Below are 17090 nucleotides of genomic sequence, written 5' to 3' on the forward strand. Positions count from 1 at the left end.
ACAAGGCTGCCAGTACAAGGCTTGCCAGCCGCGCGGCCGTTCAGGAACCGGCTTCCCCCACCTTCACCTCGACCTGCTGCGCCCGGAGCACCATGCCGCCGGCGACGCCGACGCCGATGACGTACATCCAGCCCTCGTGGAAGTCGAACAGGTGGGAGTTGAACAGCGAGGTGAAGACGTTCTGGACCACAACGAGGAGGCCGACCCAGTTGGCAAACCCGTCGCCGCGAAACAACAGCAGGTGCAGGATCCAGATCGAATAGAGCACGGCGATGCCGATGACGCCCCATTGTACGGCAACGTTCAAGGTCTGGTTATGCGGGTTGCCGATCACCTCGGCGGACGCCTGGTACCGACCACTGGGTGTTGCGACACGCTCGAACAAACCGCGCGTCGAGCCGGTGCCGTGCCCCACGACCGGCGCCTCCGCGAAGAAGCCGAGGGATTTCCGCCAGAATTCGAGCCGCAGGCCAAGCGAGGTCGGCTCGCCTTTTTCCACATAGCGCGTGTAGTCGCTGGCGAAGGTCTCGGCGGTCTTGCGCAATTGCGGCGAGGCCTGCCAGGCGAGAACCGCACCGGCGAGCAAAGCGATGGCGATGATCGCGATGCTGCGCCATCTCAGGTGCAGCAGCGCGAACACGCCGAACAGGATCGGAATGGTGACGAGCGCGGTGCGCGATACCACCACGAAAGCCATGTTGACGAAGAAGCTGAACGCCAGCGCCGTGAGCAGGCCGGCGATCCAGTAGCGCTTCTCGCGCAGCAGCAGCACGATCGGATAAGCGAGCGCGACCGCGCAGAGTGTGAACTCCTGGCTCTGGTCGATGTAGTTCTTGACGAAGATGCCGCGTTCGGCGGGATCGGTCTTGAGCGCGAGGTTCGGGTCGAAGGCGACCAGCCACGACATCACCGACAACAGCGCGCAGGACACCAGGAAGGCGACGAACACCCAGTGCCCGCGCGGCGAGCGCGCGAAGTGAAAGAGCAGAACCGGCAGCACCAGCAGCTTGACGGTGGGATTGACCGCGTAGAAACGCGCCCCCCAGGCCGCGTCCGACCACAATGTCCCCACCAGCGCGAGCAGGACCAGCGCGATCGGCGCGGCGCAGATCGGACGCTTGAGCGATTGCAGGAACTCGCGAACGTCGAGGAAAGGCACCATGCAGAGCAGCATCAGGGCGTTGAATATCCCCGCAAGCGAGGTCGACCATGGCAGCGAGGCCGCGGTCAGGATCGCGAACAGGTCGACCGTCTCGCCCCAGGCCGCCGGACTGCGCAGGCGCCGCCACAGCATCCGGCCGGTCGTCTCCCCGGCCAGCGTCGTCACTTGCCCCCTCCCCGCGCGCGATGAACCAGCGCCGTCGTGCTGAAGCCCTGGAGAACGTCGACCAGCACGACCGTCCCGCCCGCCGCCTCGACGACCTCGTGGCCGACCACCTGCTCGCGGGTGTAATCGCCCCCCTTCACCAGCGCGCTCGGCTTGATCCGGGTGATCAGGTCGATCGGCGTATCCTCCTCGAAGATGACGACGAGATCGACGGCTTCGAGCGCCGCCAGCACTTCCGCACGCGCCCGCTCGTCCTGAACGGGGCGATCGGCGCCCTTCAGCCGCCGCACCGAGGCATCGCTGTTGAGGCCCACGATCAGGCGGTCGCAGGCGGCGCGCGCCGCGGTCAGCACCTTGACGTGGCCGGGATGCAGGATGTCGAAGCAGCCATTGGTGAAGCCGACGCGCTGGCCCTGCCGCTTCCATTCCGCAAGCTGCGCCTCGAGCGCGCCCGGCTCGAGCACGATCTTCTCCTCGGCGGCGAGGGAGGCATGCGGCAGGATCTTTCGCTTCAGTTCGGCCGCAGTCACGCTGGCGGTGCCCTGCTTGCCGACGGCGACGGCGGCTGCGGCAGCGGCCATGCGCAGCGCCGTATCCCAGTCCGCGCCCGTGGCGAGCGACACCGCGAGCGCGGCGGCGACGGTATCGCCGGCGCCGGAGACGTCGCGCACCTTCACCGGAACGGCCGGAACGTGAACGGCCTCACCGTTTCGCGGCACCAGCGTCATGCCGTGCTCGCCTTGCGTGACGAGAATCGCCTCGCAATCGGCGAGCCGCATCACGTCCTCGCTGGCATCGACGATGCTCTGCGGCGTATCGGCGCGGCTTCTCGTGGCCTCCGCAAACTCCTTGCGATTGGGCGTGAGCAGCGTCGCGCCGCGATAGATCGCCCAGTTCAGGCTCTTGGGATCGACGATCACCGGCTTGCCGAGTTTTCGCGCGGCGTCGATCGTGTGCCGGATCACGCGCGCGGTCAGCACGCCCTTGGCGTAGTCGGAGAGCAATACGATGTCGGCGCGCGCGATCTGGGGCAGGATCGCATCGATCAGACTGGCCTCGACGTCATCGGATGCAGCAACCGCCTGCTCCCAATCCGCACGCAGCATGTGCGTGGAAAAATGCTCGGAGACGAAGCGAACCTTGCGCGTTGTCGGCCGCGACCGATCGCACACCAGCACGCTTTCGATCCCACCCTGCTCCGCAAGCGCCGCGGCGAGTTGCTTGCCCGCGGCATCCTCGCCGACGAGGCCGACGAAGATGCAGCGCGCGCCGAGGGACGCGACATTGCGCGCGACATTGCCGGCACCGCCGATATGGATCTCGCTGCGCTGGGCGGCGATGACCGGCGCCGGCGCTTCCGGCGAGATCCGCGACACCTCGCCGTAGACGAACTCGTCCAGCATGATGTCGCCGATGCACAGCACCGTGCGACCCGAGATGGCTTGTGCAAGGGCATCGAAATCGAGAATGGGCGTCGCCATGGTCAAGGAGCCTCAGCGGAAGCGGTCGGGCCGGTCGAGATAATCCCCGACATAGGCCTTCACCGCATCCTCGAGCGTCGTGAAGCCGCCATTGTAGCCGGCGCGCTGGAGGCGATCGACCTCGCTCTGGGTGAAGTACTGGTAGCTGTCGCGAATCTGCTCGGGCATGTCGATGTATTCGATGTTGGGCCTGGCGCCGAGCGCGGCATAGGCCGCGAGCATCAGGTCCTTGAAGCTGCGGGCCTTCCCGGTTCCGACGTTGAAGAGGCCGGACACCGATGGCGTCGCCAGCAGCCACATGACGACGCGCACGACGTCGTCGACATAGATGAAATCGCGGCGCTGATCGCCGTCGGCGATGCCCTCGCGATGCGACTTGAACAATTGCACGGCGCGGCCCGCTTTGACGTCGTCGAAGCGCCGCGCCAGCACGCTCATCATCGAGCCCTTGTGGTATTCGTTAGGGCCGAACACGTTGAAGAATTTCAGGCCCGCCCATTGTGGCGGCAGCCGATCGCCGTTCGCGACTCGCTCGGCAACGGCAAGATCAAACAGATGCTTGCTCCAGCCGTAGAGATTCATCGGCCGCAGCTTCTTCAGCGCAGGGACCGAGGCGTCGTCGTCGAAGCCCTCCGTGCCGTCGCCATAGGTCGCCGCCGAGGAGGCGTAGATGAACGGCACGGCGCCCGCCGTGCACCAGTCCAGCAGACGCATCGACGTGCGGAAATTGGTCTCGAACACGAGATCGCCGTCGGTCGCTGTGGTCGCGGAAATCGCCCCGAGATGGATCACGGCATCCAGCTTGCGGCCCTTCATCCAGTCGAGCAACTCGCCCGGGGGGACGATATCCACAAGCTGGCGCTTGGCGAGGTTGCGCCACTTGCCGTCACTGCCAAGGAAGTCACAGACCGCGACGTCGCCGCGGCCCGATTCATTGAGCGCAGCCACGACATTCGATCCGATAAAACCGGCCCCGCCGGTCACCAGCAACATTTTGAAATCCCTGCCCGATGTTTTGCGGCCCGGTCCTGCCGTAGCGCATGATCCGCCAAAGTGTAAGCGGTTTTGGGATTGGCGCTTCTGACGGCTTTACCTGCCGGCCCGGAGCGGCTAACCGAACCACCGGATCCGATCGCCCCCGGCTTTGTTTAACGAATGAACCAAGATTCGCAATATAGTGGATATACGGACCGGAGCGACACCCGCCCGATCCTGATTATCCCCTATATGTGGATCGGCGATTTCGTTCGGGGTCACACCGTGATCCGGGTCCTGAAGGAGCGCTGGCCGAACCGGCCGGTAGATCTCCTGACCACCTCCCTGTGCGCCCCGCTGGTGGACTACATGCCCGGCGTGCGCGCTGGCATCGCCTGGGACCTGCCTCGCAGCCGGCTGGCCATAGGGCGCCAGCTGGGCCTCGCAAAGCTGCTGCGCGAGCGCAACTACGGCACCGCCCTGGTGCTGCCCCGGACCTGGAAGGCGGCCATCGCGCCGGCGCTGGCGGGCATCCCTGAACGGGTCGGCTTCGTCGGCGAGTTCCGGTTCGGCCTGCTCAACCGCTGGCGCTGGGGCGAGAAAAAGCTGCCCCGTTTCATCGACAAGAACGCCGTCCTCGCCCAGCCCGACGGCGCCCCCCTGCCGCCGGAATGGCCGGTGCCGCAGCTTCGCGTGCCGGCCGAGGAGATCGTCCGCTGGCGGCAGGCCAATGGCCTCAGCGCAGGCGCCGCGGTGGCGCTCGCCCCCGGCTCGGTCGGCGCCTCGAAACGCTGGACCTATTATCCGGAAGCCGCCCGCTTGCTGGTCGAGCGCGGCCTGGAGGTCTGGGTGGTCGGCGGCCCCGCGGAAAAGGGCCTCGCCCAGCAGATCGTCGCAGCGGGCGGCCCGGCGGTGCGGGATCTCACCGGAAACGATCTGCGCAACGGTGTGCTGGCCATGGCCGCGGCGGGCGTTGCCATCTCCAACGACTCAGGCCTGATGCACATCGCAGCCGCGCTGGGCACGCCCACCATGGGCATCTTCGGCCCGACCAGCCCCTATCTCTGGGCCCCCCTCAACGGCCTCGCCGCCACCGTGGTCCAGGACAAGAGCGTGCTCGCCTGCCAGCCCTGCCAGAGCACGATCTGCAAGATGAACGACCACCGCTGCATGCGCGATATCGCCGCTACGGAGGTCGTGGCGATCGCGCAGCGGGTGCTGGGTGAGGCGGGGGCGCACGAGCGCCAAAGTTGAACTCTTAAATCCGGCAGCAAGCGCCTCGCCAAAGTGCGCTATGCACCGATTGCACCCAATTCTGAAACGCAGCTGGATGGCGCGATGGGCCAATTTCGGAAGTCGGAGGAAGCGATCAGTACCTCGCGACCACCGGGCCGCCAAATTTCCAGCCAAGCCGTCCAGTCACCGTCCAAAGATTTTCTTTGACGGCGATGGTGCAAGGCTGCCCAGGGCCCGCGCCGCAGCTATAGGTCGGGCGAGCATTGAAGGTGTTGTCTCTCGTGCCTAACGGCAAAAAATCTCCCTCGATACCCAGAATCACGTTGTTGGTCACTGCATATTCAAAGCCGGCGCCAACCACGCCGCCGACACGCGTTTCACTTCCGGTGGTCGGTGTGAAGCCAACGGGCAGGCAGGCGCCGGTCGCGGTGATCCCATTGCAGGTACGGAAGTAATCTTGGTGCACCCAAGCGGCGCCGCCTTTGACGTAGAGCAAAGCTCTGTCCCAAGCATAGCCAGCGCGCGCTGTCGCCATGAAGATACTTGAGACGTGAGAATTGTCGGTACCCGAGGTAGCCAACACGGGCACGTTGCTTCCCCTCAGGTTCGCCCAATCGCCGGAAAGCTCCACGCCAACTACAAAATTGCTTGCTTGCCAATTGTAGCCAATCTGGCCGCCCACTACGCCGCCGCGTACGTTGTGACAGCCAGCGTCGAACCCTGCAGATACAAAGTTCCAGCAATTCTCGCCGCCGCCGCCGCCACCATTGACGCCAATGTAGAAACCGGACCAGTCGTAAACAGCAACTAAGGAAGGCGGCGGAGCCTTGGTGTAAGTGCGGGCTGGCAAGTCTGCGGCCGAAGCCGCCGATATCCCCAACGCCAGCGCGCTCAGCGCTATAGCGAATTTCTTCATTGGGTCCCCAATAAAAGTGCGCCTGAAACTCCGCGAAACTAACAGCTGAGCGGCGGATTGCTGTTACTCAGTTGCCACAGGTCTGTCTTTTGTCCAGGCCAATATCCGATTTGGGTCAAAAGCGTCGATTAGGCGGCTGCCTTGCCATTTCCGGATTGCCTTCAGGAGCGGACAGTTCAGCGGCACGCTCCGACGAAGCCGCGCGGCGAGACGCCGGTCTGATCAAACGGGGAGTGGTCCATGCGCCACAGCGCGCGGACTACGGGCCCGCAGCCGCGGGTGATCGGGCATTTCGGGACGATACCTGTCTAGCACTGTTTTGCCCGACGGGTCAAATCGAATTCGTAAAATCCGCAAGAGACAGCACCGGCCGCCAAGCCATTGATTCCGTTATCCCCAGCTACTGTGCATGGGGTTGTTTTCGCGTTTTCTTGTTTTCGGCGCCTGAAAGCGCTGCTCAGAGCAGCGACCGATAGACCTCGCCGATCCGCGCCGCTTCCGCATCGAGGCTGAACTTCGCAAGCACCCGCGCCCGACCGCGCTCGCCCATCGCGGTCGCAGCTTGCACGTCACGCATCAACGGCTCCAGCGCCGCGGCGAGCGCCTCGGCATCGCCCGTCGGGATCAGGACGCCGGTGACCCCATCCTCGACCACGAGCCCAGCCGCACCCGCACGCGCGGCGACGAGTGCGCTGCCCGCCGCCATCGCCTCGATCAGCGTCAGGCCAAAGCCCTCGTTGCGGGAGGTGAAGGCGTAGATCGTCAGCCGCTGATACCAGCGCTGCACCTCTTCGATCGGCAGTTCGCCGGTGATGACGATGCGCGATTGCAGCCCGGCAGCCTCGATGCGCTTCTTCAGGTCGTTCGCGAAGGGCGCCTGCTCCGGCGTGACTTGGCCAACGATGACGGCGGTGAAATCGGGATAGCGCGGCAGCAGCCGGCACATCGCATCGACGAACACATCGGTGCCCTTCTGCGCACGGACGCGACCGAAGCAGCCTATCGCATAACGGCCCGGCAGCGCGGCTTCCGCGAAGGCAGCGGCGCGATCGGCCGGCGGCGCGTAGATGTCGGTGTCGACGCCGTGCGGGATCACCGTCGCCTTCACCTTCAGGAACGAGGCCGAGAGATCCGACGTCGCGATGATCGCATCCATCTGCCGGATCAGCCAGCGCGTGATCCAGCTGTGATGCCGCTGCGCCGCCGAGGTGAAGACCAGCTTGAGCGGCCAGCCGAGCGCGCGCAGGGCGACGCCCGCGATCATCTCGTTGTTGCGCCGCGCATGCCAGATCAGCGGCGCCTTGCGGCGCCACAGTTTCAGGAAATCGGCACCGCTCAGCCGCGCAATGCCTTCCGGAGCGTCCGAGCCGAACCATGCCGCGCGATAGAGCTTTGCCAGCCGCGGCGCGACCATCCGGTTGGTCGCGGTGACCCCGGAATAGCGTCTGTGCAGATTTGGCACGATCACTTGCAGATCGCTCGGGGGATTCGCCACGTCACACTCCGTTTAGCAGGCCCCCTATACGCAACATTAAGCATAGTGACCAGTTCAGCCGCGCCGATACCCCCTCTTCACCACGTAAACGTTAGCTTGCAGCGTTGATCGAAGACGGGTGAGATCATGACTGTGCTAGTCACCGGCGGCGCCGGCTATATCGGAAGTCATACGGTCCTGGCGCTGGCGGAAGCCGGCGAGGACGTGGTCGTGATCGACGATCTCTCCACCGGCTTCTCCGCATATCTGCCCGAAGGCGTGCCGCTGTTCATTGGCGATGCCGGCGACGAGAATCTGCTCGAAGGCGTGATCTCCCAACACAACATCGAGAGCATCATCCATTTCGCCGGCTCGGTGGTGGTGCCGGAATCGATGCGCGATCCGCTCGGCTATTACCGCAACAATTTCACGACCGCACGCAATCTGCTCAACGTCGCGGTCAAGCGCGGCATTGGCCGCTTCATCTTCTCCTCGACCGCCGCGGTTTACGGCAATCCGGACCAGGTGCCGGTGCCCGAGCACGCGCCGACGCGGCCGCTATCGCCCTACGGCTCGTCGAAGCTGATGACCGAGATCATGCTGCACGACGTCGCCGCCGCCTACGGCATGCAGTACGTGACCCTGCGCTATTTCAACGTCGCCGGCGCCGATCCGCAGGCCCGCATCGGGCTTGCCACCGTCGGCGCCACGCATCTGCTCAAGATCGCGGTGGAAGCCGCGACCGGCCAGCGTGCCAAGATCGACGTCTTCGGCACCGACTATCCGACCCAGGACGGCAGCTGCATCCGCGACTTCATCCACGTCACGGACCTGTCGCAGGCGCATCGCTCGGCGCTGGCCTACCTGCGCAATGGCGGCGCCTCGACGACGCTCAATTGCGGCTATGGCCGCGGCTATTCGGTGCTGGAAACCATCGACGCGGTGCGCCGGGTTTCGGGGCGCAGCTTCGCCGTGCAATACGCCCCGCGCCGGCCCGGCGACATCATGACCATGGTGGCCGACACCAGCCGCATCCGTGGCCTGCTCGACTGGAAGCCGCAATATGACGACCTCGAGACCATCGCCGCCCACGCTTTGGCCTGGGAGGACAAGCTGTTCCGCGAGCGCCACGGCGAGCTCCGCCAGGCCGCCTCGGCCTAGATTCCATCCCGGCGCAAGTCCTTAATGGGGCTTGAAAAGCGCCGCTTTAGCGGGCACAGAGGCCGTTCGATCCCCTGACGCGCAGGCAGGCTTTTCCTGCGCCGTCAATGGACTACGGATGGCGCAGTTTCCAAAGAAAATCACCGACGATCCCTATGCGGCAGCGGTCCTGATTCGCCGCCTGGTCACGGAACAGGGGATCATCTACTGGCGGCGCTACCTCGTCGCCTTCGCGCTGATGGCGCTTGCCGCCGGGTCGACCGCGGGCGCGACCTACGTGCTCGGCCAGGTCATCAACCAGGCCTATGTCGACAAGAACATCCCGGGCATCGCGATGTTCTCGGGCATCACGGTGATCCTGCTCTTCATCAAGGGCGTGGCGACCTACGGCCACATGGTGATCCTGACCAAGATCTCCAACGCCATCCTCGCCACCAACCAGCGGCAACTGTTCGCCAAGCTGATGCGCGAGAGCGTCGGCTTCTTCTCCGAACGGCATTCGTCTGAATTTCTGGCACGGCTGACGGCCGGCGCAAAATCGATCACCGACGTCCTCAACATGCTGGTCAACGCGGTCGGACGCGACCTCATGATGCTGCTCGCCATGATCGGCGTGATGGTGTGGCAGGACCCGGTGATGTCGTTCATCGGCCTCGTCGTGGTGCCGCCGGCGATGCTGGTGCTGCGCAAGCTGGTCAAGCGCATCAAGGGCCTCGCTTTCAACCAATTCACCGGCACCGCCGACATCATGGAGACCATGCAGGAATCGCTGCAGGGCATCCGCACGGTGAAAGCGTTCACGCTCGAAGACACGATGCAGAGGCGCATCGACGAGAACATCGCGATCGTCGAGCGCAACGCCAACAAGATGGCCCGCGTCGCCAACCGCTCCAATCCGCTCATGGAGATGCTCGGCGGCTTCGCGGTCGCCGGCTGTTTGCTTTACGGCGGCTACAGCGTGGTCGCGCTCAACGCCACGCCCGGCGCGTTCTTCTCCTTCATGACTGCGTTCCTGATGGCGACCGAGCCGGCCAAGCGGCTGGCGCGGCTCAACATCGATCTGAACAGCCAGCTCGTCGGCGCGCGCATGCTGCTCGAAGTCGTCGACAGCCCGGCCACCGAGCACTCCGACGACGACAAGCCGGCGCTGAAACTGTCCGACGCGCGGATCGAGCTGCGCGACGTCAGCTTCTGTTACCGGACTGGCGAGACCGTGCTCAACCGCATGAGTTTTGTCGCCGAGCCCGGCAAGGTCACCGCGCTGGTCGGCCCGTCCGGCGGCGGCAAGTCGACCGTGCTGGCGCTGCTGCTGCGCTTCTACGAGGTGACGCAAGGCGACATCGTGATCGACGGCCAGTCGATCGGCGCGATCTCGCGAAAATCGCTGCGGGCGCAGACCGCCTATGTCGGCCAGGACGTCTATCTGTTCCGCGACACCATCCGCAACAACATCGCCTTCGGCAAGCCGGGCGCAACCGAGAACGACATCATCGATGCCGCCAAGGCGGCCTGCGCTCATGATTTCATCATGGGCTTCCCGCTGGGCTACGACACGCCGGTCGGCGAGCACGGCACCCAGGTGTCGGGCGGCCAGCGCCAGCGCATCGCGGTCGCGCGCGCCCTGCTCAAGAACGCGCCGATCATCCTGCTGGACGAAGCCACCGCCGCGCTCGATTCGGAGTCCGAGAAGCAGGTGCAGGAGGCGATCGAGCATCTCTGCCAGAACCGCACCACCATCGTGATCGCGCACCGCCTGCACACGATCATGCACGCCGACGCGATCCTGGTGGTCGAGGGCGGCGAGATCGTCGAGCAGGGCCGGCATGACGAATTGCTGCGCCGCTCCGGCCGCTACGCCTCGTTCTTCCGCCTGCAACATCGCGACGCCGGCGCTCTGGCGCCGATCAGCGCAACCGCATAGAGTTCGTTTCACCTCACGAGCAGCGAGACCGATACATGAACGCCGCCTCCTACGTCATCCCGCTTCCAGCCCAGCCGTCTCTTCCCGTCGTCGGGGAAAGCGGCCGCTATCCGGTGCGCCGCATCTGGTGCGTCGGCCGCAACTATCTCGAACACATCCGCGAGATGGGCAACGACGAGCGCGCCCCGCCGTTCTTCTTCGCCAAGCACGCCGACATGCTGGTGCCCGACGGCGCCACCATCCCCTATCCGCCGCTGACCAAGGATCTGCATCACGAGGTCGAGCTGATCGTCGCGATGAAGAGCGGCGGCCTCAACATCCCGGCCGAAAAGGCGCTCGACCATGTCTACGGCTACGCCGTCGGCATCGATCTCACCCGCCGCGACCTCCAGATCGCCTCGCGCAAGAAGGAGCGCCCGTGGGAGATCGGCAAGTCGTTCGACGGCTCCGCCCCGTGCTCAGCGGTGCAGCCGGCCTCGAAGATCGGCCATCCCGCCAAGGGCAAGATCTGGCTCACGGTCAACGGCAAGGAGGCCCAGAAGGGCGATCTCACCGAACTGATCTGGAACGTGCCCGAGATCATCTGGCAGCTCTCGCAGCAGGTGAAGCTCGCCGCCGGCGACATCATCATGACGGGCACGCCCGCCGGCGTGTCGCAGCTCCAGCCGGGCGACAAGCTCGAATGCGGCGTCGACGGCGTCGGCACGCTGAAGGTCTCGATCGGCCAGCCGGAATAGGCTGCACGACATCTCGACATCGAAAGGCCCCGGACATGTCCGGGGCCTTTTCCATTCAGATCGCCTCTACCAGGCCTTCACCGTTCGATTGGCGTGACTCACCTGCGGGACGCCGCGGTTGAGCGACATGTGCGAATGCACGCACAGCCAGCCATCGGCGCTCCTCGAGAACACCATCGTCGCTCGGCCCGGACGTGGAAACGCGCTGCCATCGGGATGATAGCCCGTGCTCGTCCACGGCGCGACCACGGTCGCCATCGTGCCGTCGGGAGACGCGAGGATCGAGATCTGCTCGGGCACAAAACGGAAGTCGCTCGTCTTCGGCCAGACGTTGTCCCATTGCGTTGAGACCCATTGATCGAGGCCGGGGATGACGTCGTTATGCGTGCCGAAGGCAAGCACCTCGGGATGAAAGAGCGGCCTCGCCGAAGCGTAGTCGACCTCGCGGACATAGCCGGCGAAGGTTTCCAGCCACTGACGGAAGAACTGCGTTGTCTCTGTATTCGCGGTCGGCAAGGAGGCCATTGCCTGCTCCATATTCGGCAACTCAATCACGGCAATCCTTGTTGCCATGGCCCGAACTGTCCAGCAAGACTGGCGGCTCGTCGTCTTCGCCGCCGGATCAAAACCGAGAACTGCAGGGCGGACTAGCGACTTGTCCACCTACGCACTTACCGTAACGCCGACAGCACGATGAGGCCGAGGATCAGCGCCGTCAGCGAGTATTTCAGCGTGTAGTACACGTTGCGATTCCACTCCTTGACCTTGCGGCTGCCGAGATGGATCTCATAGAGCTTGCCGAACACCTTGTTGAGCACGCCGACGCTCTCGCCGTCGACGTTCTGAGTCGCCGAAGCCTTGACGATGTGATGGCTGACCCAACGGTTGATCGCGGTCATGAAGCCGAACCTCATCGGGCGCTCGACGTCGCAGAACAGGATGATGCGGTTGACGTCGGTCGCATTCTCCGCGCTGTGGATGAACGTCTCGTCGAACATGAAGGCCTCACCGTCGCGCCAGACGCATTCGACGCCGTCGACCAGGATACGGCACTTGTTCGAGTTCGGCGTGACGAGGCCGAGGTGATAGCGCAGCGAGCCCGCGAAGGGATCGCGGTGCGCCCCGAGCTTGCCACCGGGCGGCAGCATCGCGAACATCGCCCCGTGCACGCTCGGGATCGAGTTGAGCAGCTCCACCGTCTTCGGGCACAGCGTACGCGCCGAGGGCAGGAAGTCGTCGTACCATTTCAGATAAAATCGCTTCCAGCCGCTCTTGAAGAATGAGTAGAAGCCCCAATCGTTGTTCTTCGCGGCCGCGCGGATGAAGCCCTCGTCGAACAGGCGCACCGCTTCGTCGCGAATGGTCTCCCAGTTCTCGCTGAGCGGCTTGAGCTCGGGAAACTGCTCGACCGAGATCACCGGCTTGTTCGGTACCGCCGAGCCCGCATACATCAGCACGTTGTAGGGCGCGAGATAGGTCGAATGATCGCCGAGCTGGCGCGCAAAGCGCAGCCGCTGCTTGCCACGGAAGTGAACGTAAATCGTCGAAGCCGCAAGCACATAGAGAGTGACAAGTTGCGGCGCAAAAAGCTGTTTCAGCATTTCCCCAAATCCGAGTAACCCAGCCGGGGACGTGATCTACTCTGAGCCGGCCCCAGCGGCAAGATATTGGCGGTGCAGCCTGAAGCTGTTCCGCAGGTCGTGATCGGGCCGGCCCCAGCCGTACCGCGCACGATTACAAATCGCGGCCGCCTCCCCGTCAATCCCGGCGTTGCGGGCGGTTTCCGACATATTATCCTGGTTCCAGGGATTGGGAAGTCGGGGTGCATCTTGGAGACATCGCGGTCGTTGGCGGGCTGTACGCTCGCTCTGTTTCTGCTTGGAATATCCGCGTCTCGCCGCGGCCGTGAAGGCGAACGGCGTCTTCGCACTTCAAATCAGCGGGCCGGCACCGGTCGCCGCCTACGGGTTCAATCAGATCAATCTCGGCGACAGCACGGAAAAACTCCTGGCGCAGCTCGGAAGCCCGTTCCATGTCGGGCAGAGCGGGCTCGAGAAGACCGAACTCTGGACCTATGGGCCCTGGCCTTTCTCATTCGAGGTGGGGGAGGACCGCGTTACCTCGATCCGGATCAGCGATCCGACCGTCCAGTAAATTCGATTGCGTGGGTGCCGGTCAAACCCGGGACAACGCCTGGAGACCCTTGAAGGTCAGGCGCTTGGGGTCGGTGACGCCGGCAAGATAGAGCCGGCGGATGAAGGCGATGACGGCGTCGCGGTCGCAATCGGTCAGCGCGACGACGGCGTCGACCGCGATTTTCTGGGCTTCCATTGGGCTCACCTCGGCCTTGCGAGTAACCCCGGCCGAGACAGGCTAGGACTCATCCGTTAAATCGGCGTTAACCGTTCGGCCAGCATCGCCGATTCACCCCGGCGGCCGTATACGCAAAACAACGCATTGCCGGGGGCACGGCCGCTCAACGCGCATTGATGCTCTTCTTCAGCAGCGCGAACTGCTTCTTCAGCCTGGGCACGGCAAAGTCGGTGAACGCCCTCACCTTTGGCACCGAGAGCCGCCCCTGTGGGCAGATCAAATGCGCGGGCATCTCCGGATCCTCGTCGGCGGCCAGCACGATCTCGAGCTCGCCGCGCCCGACGGGCTCGGCCACCTGGTACGAATACATCCGCGCCACGCCGCGCCCAGCGACCGTGGACGCCACGGCCGCATGGGTGCTGTTGACGACGAGGCGCGGGGTGAACTGGACCGTGCGGGCTGCCGACGAGCCGGCCTGTGGAGCAAAGGTCCAGGAATTGGGCAGATGCGCCATCGCCACGATCTGATGCTTGGCGAGATCGCCGGGCTCGGTGATGCGCGGATGCTGCTTCAGATAGCGGGGAGCTGCCACCACGACGCGACTGATCTCGCCGATCCGCATCGCCACCATCGCCGAATCCGCGAGATGGCCAATGCGAAGCGCGATGTCGACGCCCTCCTCGATCAGGTTGACCGCGCGGTCAAACAGCAGGAGCTTTGCCGATACGGTCGGATAGGCGTCCAGAAACGCATCGAGGATCGGCCGCAGCACCATCTCGCCCGACACCACCGGAGCGGTGATCGTGAGCACGCCGCGCGGCGCCGTACGCGGCCCGGCCGCGATGTCGTCGGCCTCCTCCAGCTCGATCAACACGCGACGGCAGATCGCGACATAGCGCTCGCCCTCCTCGCTCAGCTTGATCGACCGCGTCGTCCGGTGCAGCAGTTCGGTACCGACTCGCTCCTCCAGGAAGGCAATGGCGCGGCTGACCGCCGCCGGCGAGCGGCCGAGCTTGCGGCCTGCGGCCGCCAAGCTTCCCTCGTCCACCGCAAGGACGAACACCTTCATCGCGTCCAGACGATCCATGCGCTTCCGCCACCCGTCAAATTCCTGTGACAAGCTAAGCGTTCGCCCCGGCCGCGACAACCGCCGCCAACGGCCGGTCCGGCATTCGTTCGCGCCACGTAACAGTGTCTGCCGGACAACGTGTATTCGCAGCCGGGCTGCTGGAGCGTAGCTCAACCTCCAAGCCGGCCGCTGCTGGCCCAGGTTTTCAAGCCAACAACAGGAGCCCGTCATGGGTATCGAGCAGAAGGTTGCCGTCATCACCGGTGCATCGCAGGGCATTGGCGCCGCCCTGGTCCAGGGTTTTCGTGACCGCAACTATCGCGTCGTCGCAACGGCGCGCTCCATCAAGCCGTCGGGCGACGATGATGTCCTCGCCGTCCCCGGCGACATAGCCGACCGGAGCACCGCCGAGCGCGTGGTGTCGCAAGCCGTCGCCCGCTTCGGCCGCGTCGACACGCTGGTCAACAATGCCGGCATCTTCGTCGCAAAGCCTTTCACCCGGTACACCGCGGAGGACTATGCAGCGGTGATGGGCACCAACGTCGCGGGCTTCTTCAACATCACGCAGCTCGCCATCGCCGAGATGGAGAAGCAAGGCTCGGGTCATGTCGTACAGATCACGACGACACTGGTGGATCAGGCCAACTCGAACGTGCCCTCGGTGCTGGCCTCGCTGAGCAAGGGCGGCCTCAACGCCGCGACGAAGTCGCTCGCGATCGAATACGCCAGGCGCGGCATCCGCGTGAACGCAGTGGCGCCCGGCGTCATCAAGTCGCCGATGCACCCCGTCACGACGCATGCGCAGCTCGGCGCGCTGCACCCGGTCGGCCACATGGGCGAGATGTCCGACATCGTCGATGCCGTGCTCTATCTCGAGCAGGCGAGCTTCGTCACCGGCGAGATCCTGCATGTCGACGGCGGCCAGAGCGCCGGCCACTGAGCGCAAGAGGAGAGACACCATGCCGATCGTCACCATTCAAGTGACCCGCGAGGGAACGACGCCGGGCGCGGCGTCGCTCACGGCGGAAGAGAAGGCCGCGCTGATCGAGGGGTCGAGCCGGCTGTTGCTCGACGTGCTCGGCAAGCCGCTCGATTCCACCTTCGTCGTGATCGAGGAAGTCGACACCGACAATTGGGGCTGGGGCGGCCTGCCCGTGCCGGAATTCCGGCGCCGCCGCGCCGCCCGGACAAGATGATCCGCGCGCGACCGAGCGCGCAGGAGGATGAAATGACCAACACAGGTACGAAGCAACACGTTAAGGCCCGGCCGCATCAGCGGCCGGGACCGGCTTCACAACAGACTTCACAAATGAGCTGGCGATACGCCGCGGCTGGCTTGTCCGCATCGCTGGTCGGACTGGGCCTTGCCCGCTTCTCCTACACGCCGCTGATCCCGGCGCTGATCGCGGCAAAGTGGTTCAGCGCGTCGGATGTCGTCTATCTCGGTGCGGCGAATCTTGCCGGTTACCTTGCCGGCGCACTCGCGGCACGCGCTGTGGCCGCCCGCATTGGCGCGGTGCGCGCGTTGCGTGCGATGATGCTGCTCGCCACGCTCTCTTTCTTCGCCAGTTCAACCCCGGTGTCGTTCGCCTGGTTCTTCGCCTGGCGCTTCCTGTCGGGTCTCGTCGGCGGAATCATCATGGTGCTGGCGGCCTCCGTCATCCTGCCGCACATTTCGGCCGCGAGACGCGGCATCGCTGGCGGCGTGATCTTTGCGGGCGTCGGCCTTGGCGTCGCCGCCTCGGGCACGCTGGTGCCGCTGCTCCTGCAACAAGGCTTGCAGCAGAGCTGGTATGGTCTCGGCGCCCTGTCTGCCCTGCTCACTCTTGCGAGCTGGCGGAACTGGCCTGCGGAAGCCAAGGCTGATGCTGCGCCTTTGCATTACGCGAAGCACCAGCATGCATCGACGGCGGCCCGCGCGCTGCTGGTCCAGTACGGCCTCAACGCGGTGGCGCTGGTGCCGCACATGGTCTTCATCGTCGATTTCGTCGCGCGTGGCCTCGGCCAGGGTATCGCCGCGGGATCGCGCTACTGGGTGCTGTACGGCCTCGGCGCGATCGTCGGCCCGCTCGTCACCGGTCATCTCGGCGACCGCTCGGGCTTCGGCCCGGCCCTGCGGGCAGCCTTTCTGATCGAGGCGGCGGCCGTGCTGCTGCCGACCGTCAGCACTGCGCCGGTCTCGCTGATCGTGTCGAGCGTCGTGGTCGGCGGCTTCACGCCCGGCATCGTGCCGCTGGTGCTCGGACGCATCCACGAGCTCGTCCCGCACTCGACCGAGCAGCAGCGCGCGACATGGAGCCACGCCACCACGAGCTTTGCGCTGTTCCAGGCGGCCGCCGCTTACGGCTTCTCCTGGATCTACGCGCAGACCGGCGGCGACTATCTGGTCCTGTTTGGGCTCGGCGGCGGCGCCGTTGTGCTTGCACTTGCGATCGATCTCGGGCTGGCGCTCACGACGCGCAAGGCATAGCCGCAGACGG

17 protein-coding genes are annotated in these 17090 nt (G+C 65.1%); 8 read left to right on the forward strand and 9 right to left on the reverse strand.

The features are described 5' to 3' along the window. Positions 1 to 40: 40 nt before the first annotated feature. From OC450_RS17410 to rfaD, 3 genes are read right to left on the reverse strand one after another with little or no spacing between them, the layout of a single operon-like run. On the reverse strand, positions 41 to 1327 hold the full coding sequence (locus OC450_RS17410) for an O-antigen ligase family protein (RefSeq protein WP_262048340.1): 1287 nt from the start codon (positions 1325 to 1327) through the stop codon (positions 41 to 43). Beyond that, complete coding sequence (gene rfaE1, locus OC450_RS17415; RefSeq protein WP_211385031.1) at positions 1324 to 2808, reverse strand: D-glycero-beta-D-manno-heptose-7-phosphate kinase; 1485 nt, start codon at positions 2806 to 2808, stop codon at positions 1324 to 1326. The genes OC450_RS17410 and rfaE1 overlap by 4 nt, the downstream gene beginning before the upstream one ends. 12 nt (positions 2809 to 2820) lie before the next feature. Beyond that, positions 2821 to 3801: an ADP-glyceromanno-heptose 6-epimerase gene (rfaD, locus tag OC450_RS17420; protein ID WP_262048341.1), complete on the reverse strand. Its 981-nt coding sequence runs from the start codon at positions 3799 to 3801 to the stop codon at positions 2821 to 2823. A 162-nt stretch (positions 3802 to 3963) separates the two neighbouring features. Here rfaD and waaF point away from each other — a divergent pair, with 162 nt between their 5' ends. Then, positions 3964 to 5037 (forward strand): lipopolysaccharide heptosyltransferase II, encoded by a 1074-nt coding sequence (gene waaF / locus OC450_RS17425; protein ID WP_211385029.1) that lies wholly within the window; start codon positions 3964 to 3966, stop codon positions 5035 to 5037. A 115-nt stretch (positions 5038 to 5152) separates the two neighbouring features. Here waaF and OC450_RS17430 read toward each other — a convergent pair whose 3' ends face one another. Together OC450_RS17430 and OC450_RS17435 are read right to left on the reverse strand one after the other, a co-directional pair. After that, entirely contained in the window at positions 5153 to 5935 is a 783-nt protein-coding gene (locus OC450_RS17430; protein ID WP_262048342.1) for an outer membrane protein, read from the reverse strand. 457 nt (positions 5936 to 6392) lie between these two features. Continuing rightward, the gene (locus OC450_RS17435; protein ID WP_256808445.1) at positions 6393 to 7430 is read right to left on the reverse strand and encodes a glycosyltransferase family 4 protein; all 1038 of its coding nucleotides are present in this window, start codon (positions 7428 to 7430) and stop codon (positions 6393 to 6395) included. Between the two features lie 126 nt (positions 7431 to 7556). Between OC450_RS17435 and galE the strand changes: the two genes are divergently transcribed. The 3 genes from galE to OC450_RS17450 all read left to right on the forward strand — a co-directional run bounded on the left by galE (position 7557) and on the right by OC450_RS17450 (position 11228). Beyond that, positions 7557 to 8570 carry a UDP-glucose 4-epimerase GalE gene (galE, locus tag OC450_RS17440; RefSeq protein ID WP_211385026.1) on the forward strand — a complete coding sequence of 338 codons (1014 nt, stop codon included), beginning with the start codon at positions 7557 to 7559 and terminating at the stop codon, positions 8568 to 8570. Between the two features lie 118 nt (positions 8571 to 8688). Beyond that, complete coding sequence (locus OC450_RS17445; RefSeq protein WP_211385025.1) at positions 8689 to 10491, forward strand: ABC transporter ATP-binding protein; 1803 nt, start codon at positions 8689 to 8691, stop codon at positions 10489 to 10491. Between the two features lie 35 nt (positions 10492 to 10526). Beyond that, complete coding sequence (locus tag OC450_RS17450) at positions 10527 to 11228, forward strand: fumarylacetoacetate hydrolase family protein (protein WP_211385024.1); 702 nt, start codon at positions 10527 to 10529, stop codon at positions 11226 to 11228. Between the two features lie 66 nt (positions 11229 to 11294). Here the strand turns inward: OC450_RS17450 and OC450_RS17455 are convergent, their stop codons facing one another. Together OC450_RS17455 and OC450_RS17460 are read right to left on the reverse strand one after the other, a co-directional pair. Continuing rightward, positions 11295 to 11753 (reverse strand): YybH family protein, encoded by a 459-nt coding sequence (locus tag OC450_RS17455; RefSeq protein ID WP_211385023.1) that lies wholly within the window; start codon positions 11751 to 11753, stop codon positions 11295 to 11297. Between the two features lie 146 nt (positions 11754 to 11899). After that, complete coding sequence (locus tag OC450_RS17460) at positions 11900 to 12829, reverse strand: aspartyl/asparaginyl beta-hydroxylase domain-containing protein (protein WP_211385022.1); 930 nt, start codon at positions 12827 to 12829, stop codon at positions 11900 to 11902. A 277-nt stretch (positions 12830 to 13106) separates the two neighbouring features. On the opposite strand from OC450_RS17460, the gene OC450_RS17465 reads away from it, so the two are divergent. Continuing rightward, positions 13107 to 13382: a hypothetical protein gene (locus OC450_RS17465; protein WP_249129196.1), complete on the forward strand. Its 276-nt coding sequence runs from the start codon at positions 13107 to 13109 to the stop codon at positions 13380 to 13382. A 21-nt stretch (positions 13383 to 13403) separates the two neighbouring features. On the opposite strand, the gene OC450_RS17470 is transcribed toward OC450_RS17465, so the two are convergent. After that, positions 13404 to 13559, reverse strand: a complete 156-nt coding sequence (locus OC450_RS17470; protein WP_167768006.1) for a hypothetical protein — start codon at positions 13557 to 13559, stop codon at positions 13404 to 13406. Between the two features lie 145 nt (positions 13560 to 13704). Next, positions 13705 to 14628, reverse strand: a complete 924-nt coding sequence (locus OC450_RS17475; RefSeq protein WP_211385021.1) for a LysR family transcriptional regulator — start codon at positions 14626 to 14628, stop codon at positions 13705 to 13707. Positions 14629 to 14839: 211 nt separating this feature from the next. On the opposite strand from OC450_RS17475, the gene OC450_RS17480 reads away from it, so the two are divergent. Genes OC450_RS17480 through OC450_RS17490 form a run of 3 tightly spaced genes read left to right on the forward strand, consistent with a single transcriptional unit; the run spans position 14840 to position 17080 of the window. Continuing rightward, positions 14840 to 15550, forward strand: a complete 711-nt coding sequence (locus OC450_RS17480; RefSeq protein WP_211385020.1) for an SDR family NAD(P)-dependent oxidoreductase — start codon at positions 14840 to 14842, stop codon at positions 15548 to 15550. Between the two features lie 19 nt (positions 15551 to 15569). Next, positions 15570 to 15806, forward strand: coding sequence for a tautomerase family protein (locus tag OC450_RS17485; protein ID WP_262048343.1), 237 nt, complete (start codon positions 15570 to 15572; stop codon positions 15804 to 15806). Between the two features lie 32 nt (positions 15807 to 15838). After that, positions 15839 to 17080, forward strand: a complete 1242-nt coding sequence (locus OC450_RS17490) for an MFS transporter (RefSeq protein ID WP_262048344.1) — start codon at positions 15839 to 15841, stop codon at positions 17078 to 17080. Positions 17081 to 17090 lie beyond the last annotated feature (10 nt).

It is taken from the genome of Bradyrhizobium sp. Bra78 (genome assembly GCF_024519855.1).
GTDB classification, from domain to species: domain Bacteria; phylum Pseudomonadota; class Alphaproteobacteria; order Rhizobiales; family Xanthobacteraceae; genus Bradyrhizobium; species Bradyrhizobium japonicum_G.

Excerpts from the sequence above, each read along its gene's own strand:
- rfaE1 (WP_211385031.1), bottom strand. The coding sequence starts at position 2,808 with ATGGCGACGCCCATTCTCGATTTCGATGCCCTTGCACAAGCCATCTCG.
- rfaD (WP_262048341.1), bottom strand. The coding sequence starts at position 3,801 with ATGTTGCTGGTGACCGGCGGGGCCGGTTTTATCGGATCGAATGTCGTG.
- waaF (WP_211385029.1), top strand. The coding sequence starts at position 3,964 with ATGAACCAAGATTCGCAATATAGTGGATATACGGACCGGAGCGACACC.
- OC450_RS17430 (WP_262048342.1), bottom strand. The coding sequence starts at position 5,935 with ATGAAGAAATTCGCTATAGCGCTGAGCGCGCTGGCGTTGGGGATATCG.
- galE (WP_211385026.1), top strand. The coding sequence starts at position 7,557 with ATGACTGTGCTAGTCACCGGCGGCGCCGGCTATATCGGAAGTCATACG.
- OC450_RS17445 (WP_211385025.1), top strand. The coding sequence starts at position 8,689 with ATGGCGCAGTTTCCAAAGAAAATCACCGACGATCCCTATGCGGCAGCG.
- OC450_RS17450 (WP_211385024.1), top strand. The coding sequence starts at position 10,527 with ATGAACGCCGCCTCCTACGTCATCCCGCTTCCAGCCCAGCCGTCTCTT.
- OC450_RS17455 (WP_211385023.1), bottom strand. The coding sequence starts at position 11,753 with ATGGCCTCCTTGCCGACCGCGAATACAGAGACAACGCAGTTCTTCCGT.
- OC450_RS17460 (WP_211385022.1), bottom strand. The coding sequence starts at position 12,829 with ATGCTGAAACAGCTTTTTGCGCCGCAACTTGTCACTCTCTATGTGCTT.
- OC450_RS17470 (WP_167768006.1), bottom strand. The coding sequence starts at position 13,559 with ATGGAAGCCCAGAAAATCGCGGTCGACGCCGTCGTCGCGCTGACCGAT.
- OC450_RS17475 (WP_211385021.1), bottom strand. The coding sequence starts at position 14,628 with ATGGATCGTCTGGACGCGATGAAGGTGTTCGTCCTTGCGGTGGACGAG.
- OC450_RS17480 (WP_211385020.1), top strand. The coding sequence starts at position 14,840 with ATGGGTATCGAGCAGAAGGTTGCCGTCATCACCGGTGCATCGCAGGGC.
- OC450_RS17485 (WP_262048343.1), top strand. The coding sequence starts at position 15,570 with ATGCCGATCGTCACCATTCAAGTGACCCGCGAGGGAACGACGCCGGGC.
- OC450_RS17490 (WP_262048344.1), top strand. The coding sequence starts at position 15,839 with ATGACCAACACAGGTACGAAGCAACACGTTAAGGCCCGGCCGCATCAG.